The following is a 3,499-nucleotide window of genomic DNA, read 5'->3' on the forward strand; positions in this document are numbered from 1 at the left end:
CTTTTATCTCTGGATTAGAACTACTATTAATCAACTGCAAGCGAGACAGTTTGAGCGGGTAGATTTAGAGAATTTACTGGAGGAATTAGCAAGTATGGGAAGGAGTGAAAAGCGCAAAATCGAAAATCTTTTGATTCAATTACTGGTACATTTGCTGAAACTAACTTACTGGACAGGAGAAAGAGCAAGAAATGAGGGTCACTGGAAAGGGGAAATTATCAACTTTCGCCGACAAATAATCGAAGAAATTAAAGATAGCCCTAGTTTGAAACCCTATATTCTGGAAATCTTTGAGGAATGCTATCAATTTGCTAGAAAAGAGGCTCAAGTTAGAACTCAATTACCTCTTGATACTTTCCCCCCTATTCCCATTGGTTCCCTTGAACAAATTCTCGATCAAGATTGGTTTCCCACTAATAACCACGAGTAATATATAGAGGTAAATTATGGATAATAAAACCATGTACGAAGAAGACTTTTATCTCTGGATTAGAACTACTATTAATCAACTGCAAGCGAGACAGTTTGAGCGGGTAGATTTAGAGAATTTACTAGAGGAATTAGCAAGTATGGGAAGGAGTGAAAAGCGCACAATTAAAAGTCTGTTAACCCGATTATTAGAACATTTACTTAAGCTCAAATATTGGGCGGCAGAAAGAGAGAGAAACGAAGGTCACTGGAAGGGAGAGATTAGAACTTTTCGTCTCGATATATTAGATGAACTTAAAGATAGTCCTAGTCTGAAACCTTATCTTTTGGAAATTTTTGATGAATGTTATCTTTCAGCCCGAAAAAATGCCAGTGACCGCTCTCAATTACCCCTCGATACTTTCCCCGTTATTCCCATTGGTTCCCTTGAACAAATTCTCGATGAAGATTGGTTTCCTGCGGGCGATAATCTGGAAATATAGCCATCAGTTAGACTGCTCCATACTGCTCTAACAAAAAACAACTATCTCCCGATAGCGATCGCTAAAGGTCGAATAATTATAAATTTTTTTCAAGGGGTGCGGTCAGATCGAAGAATCATTGCTAGAATGAGCCTAATTGTCAGAAATTTAGTTAAACAAGGTTTTTGGCAATATGCTAATCTGGCTAACACGCTTTTGGGTGTGATATAGGGAAAAGTTCTGGCAATCGCGCCTAAATAGAGTGTTATACAGAAAGTTTCCGCATAATATGTAGTTAGGCAGATGCAATCCAATGTGTATCTTTTCTCACGACGTTCAACAGGTGTCCAACACGAAGATCTACGCTCGCCTGAATGGCGACCGTCAGCACTTAGTGTATGAGATGCGCCTAACGTCGGAATCCGACGTGGCGATGATCCTCCCGTTGCCAACTCAATTGCCGAGTACGGACCAAGTAAGTTTCGTAAACCTTTCTGGTTACGACGGCTTTTTTCGCGACATGGATCGATGCTTCCCGCAGCCGCTGGAAATGCGTAGCAAAGGCGTCGCTGTCGCGAGAGCGAGTCCTAGAAATCTCATGGTTCATCGAGTTGGCGCGTTTGACGCTTCGTTCGTACCCGCACTCGCGGATTTTCACAGACTTGATCTTCGATTTCGCCTTCCAGAGGATGTTTGGAAACAGCTGCCGCTTTACAGTGACTTTGGTTTTGCCGTCTTTCAGCTTCGATCTGGAGACATGCGGATCCATCCCATGGCATTGTCGTTTAGGACGCGGAATTCAACGGCCCTTTTCTTCCCGACTGCCCACGTCCATGATGGAAGCGTTCATCCCGTGGCGCAATTCGATCACTCCCTTTACGCACAGGCGGAGCGTCCCAATAACGTCGGAATCCGACGTGGCGATGATCCTCCCGTTGCCAACTCAATTGCCGAGTACGGACCAAGTAAGTTTCGTAAACCTTTCTGGTTACGACGGCTTTTTTCACGACATGGATCGATTTCTGAATGGGTGCACGGGTCAGTCCTGCCTTGCGACGTTATGAACTTCGGCAACTCTATCATGTCAGATAAGACGAAGGGTCTCGTTGATCCACTGACGCCTGTTGCCCGCTGCAAGTTGGCTGGCCCATTGCCAAACCGGGATACCTGGCTACCTGTGTAACCGCTGGCTAACCAACCGATCGTTGCAGCTGCCGATGCCGCGAGCGTCACTTTGCTCCTAGACATGGCAGTGCGATGCCGAAGGCACTGCGTAGCAGTACGCAATCGCCGTAGGGTGCGTTCCCTAATGTGGCTCCTACTGCTCCAGCGATCGATTTTGGGGAACGCACCATGCCCATTGATTGAAGCTGTGGTCTAAATTTGATCGCCGATCTTGTAGTACGGGGCCTGGTGATACTGAATTGCCAGATATTGGAGTTCACTACTGGCTAGATGCAGGAACGAGGCTGAAATACATTTTGAAAGTCTGGGTTGAGGATTAAAGAGCTTGCGAATTAGTAGTCAGGGTGGGCGTTTGCTCACCTTGCTTTTTCATGCGGTAATATGGAATGAGATGGTGAAAGACTGAGACTATAGCTATGACGCTCGCATCTAATGGAAAAACTGATATCATTCGTACAGAGCGAGGACTGACGATCGCAGGAACCCGCATCACCCTCTACGATGTGATGGATTATGTGACTGCTCAATATCCACCTAAGTTCATTCAGGGATTATTTGATCTGACGGAAGAGCAAATTAACACTGCCCTGGCTTATATTGAGGCTCATCGTGCGGATGTGGAAGCTGAGTACCAGCAAGTTCTCAAAGAAGCTGAAGAACTCCGACAATATTATGAAGAGCAAAATCGTGAGCGAGTTGCCCGTATTGCTGCGCAACCACCTAAGCCAGGCTCCGAGGCTGCTTGGGAAAAGCTTCGAGTGGCTAAGGCAAAGCGTGAGTCGAAAGTATGATTTTTTTGATTGATCACAATCTCAAAGGTCATGCCTTGGTTTTCTTTGGTGCGATCGCAACTCAGGGCTGGCTTGATATCGTCCCGATGCAGTTCGTCACCTTTGCAGAGATGGATTTGTCGATCAACAGTGATGACAGGACGGTTTGGCGACTTGCTCAAGAGAATCAGATGATTTTGCTTACCGCTAATCACAGTATGGAAGGGAAAGATTCCCTAGAGCAGGTCCTGCGTGAAGAAAATACCTCAGAATCATTGCCTGTGATCACTGTTAGCAATGCTGATCGGCTTTTGAATGATTCCGAATATCGAGGTCGGTGTGTTGAAAGTCTTGTTGAAATCGTGCTTGATATTGATACCTATCGAGGCGCAAGGCGAATATTCATTCCGTGACGCGCCGAATGCTAGAGCCATTGAAGTCTATCTGTAGGGACACGGCATAACGGGGTCTTTATACTGAATCGGTTTTTAATAGCATGATTAACTGCCAATTCAACTTGAAAAACCCGCTCCCTTCTCCCCCACTGCTGTAACAAAAAACAACTATCCCCCGATAGCGATCGCTAAAGGTCGAATAATTGTAAATTTTTGTCAATGGGTGCGGTCAGATCGAAGAATCATCGCTAGAATGAGC

At 45.4% G+C, this 3,499-nt stretch carries 5 protein-coding genes; 4 read left to right on the plus strand and 1 reads right to left on the minus strand.

Features of this window, described 5'->3' with window-relative positions; genetic code table 11:
- A partial coding sequence (locus IM509_RS10785) for a DUF29 domain-containing protein (protein ID WP_272079457.1) occupies nucleotides 1-430 on the plus strand: 430 nt, incomplete at its 5' end.
- 16 nt (nucleotides 431-446) lie between these two features.
- Nucleotides 447-911, plus strand: coding sequence for a DUF29 domain-containing protein (locus IM509_RS10790; RefSeq protein ID WP_024969050.1), 465 nt, complete (start codon nucleotides 447-449; stop codon nucleotides 909-911).
- Nucleotides 912-1,486: 575 nt separating this feature from the next.
- On the opposite strand, the gene IM509_RS10795 is transcribed toward IM509_RS10790, so the two are convergent.
- Nucleotides 1,487-1,669 carry a hypothetical protein gene (locus IM509_RS10795; protein WP_002758344.1) on the minus strand — a complete coding sequence of 61 codons (183 nt, stop codon included), beginning with the start codon at nucleotides 1,667-1,669 and terminating at the stop codon, nucleotides 1,487-1,489.
- A gap of 822 nt (nucleotides 1,670-2,491) precedes the next feature.
- On the opposite strand from IM509_RS10795, the gene IM509_RS10800 reads away from it, so the two are divergent.
- Together IM509_RS10800 and IM509_RS10805 are read left to right on the plus strand one after the other, a co-directional pair.
- Nucleotides 2,492-2,866 carry a DUF433 domain-containing protein gene (locus tag IM509_RS10800; RefSeq protein WP_002758343.1) on the plus strand — a complete coding sequence of 125 codons (375 nt, stop codon included), beginning with the start codon at nucleotides 2,492-2,494 and terminating at the stop codon, nucleotides 2,864-2,866.
- The gene (locus IM509_RS10805) at nucleotides 2,863-3,258 is read left to right on the plus strand and encodes an ACP S-malonyltransferase (RefSeq protein ID WP_185237602.1); all 396 of its coding nucleotides are present in this window, start codon (nucleotides 2,863-2,865) and stop codon (nucleotides 3,256-3,258) included. The genes IM509_RS10800 and IM509_RS10805 overlap by 4 nt, the downstream gene beginning before the upstream one ends.
- Nucleotides 3,259-3,499 lie beyond the last annotated feature (241 nt).

Origin of the sequence: Microcystis sp. M31BS1 (assembly GCF_020245285.1) — a bacterium.
GTDB lineage: Bacteria > Cyanobacteriota > Cyanobacteriia > Cyanobacteriales > Microcystaceae > Microcystis > Microcystis panniformis.

Bases quoted from the DNA above. Each gene is read 5' to 3' on its own strand.
- IM509_RS10790 (WP_024969050.1), top strand. From the start codon at position 447: ATGGATAATAAAACCATGTACGAAGAAGACTTTTATCTCTGGATTAGA.
- IM509_RS10795 (WP_002758344.1), bottom strand. From the start codon at position 1,669: ATGCCATGGGATGGATCCGCATGTCTCCAGATCGAAGCTGAAAGACGG.
- IM509_RS10800 (WP_002758343.1), top strand. From the start codon at position 2,492: ATGACGCTCGCATCTAATGGAAAAACTGATATCATTCGTACAGAGCGA.
- IM509_RS10805 (WP_185237602.1), top strand. From the start codon at position 2,863: ATGATTTTTTTGATTGATCACAATCTCAAAGGTCATGCCTTGGTTTTC.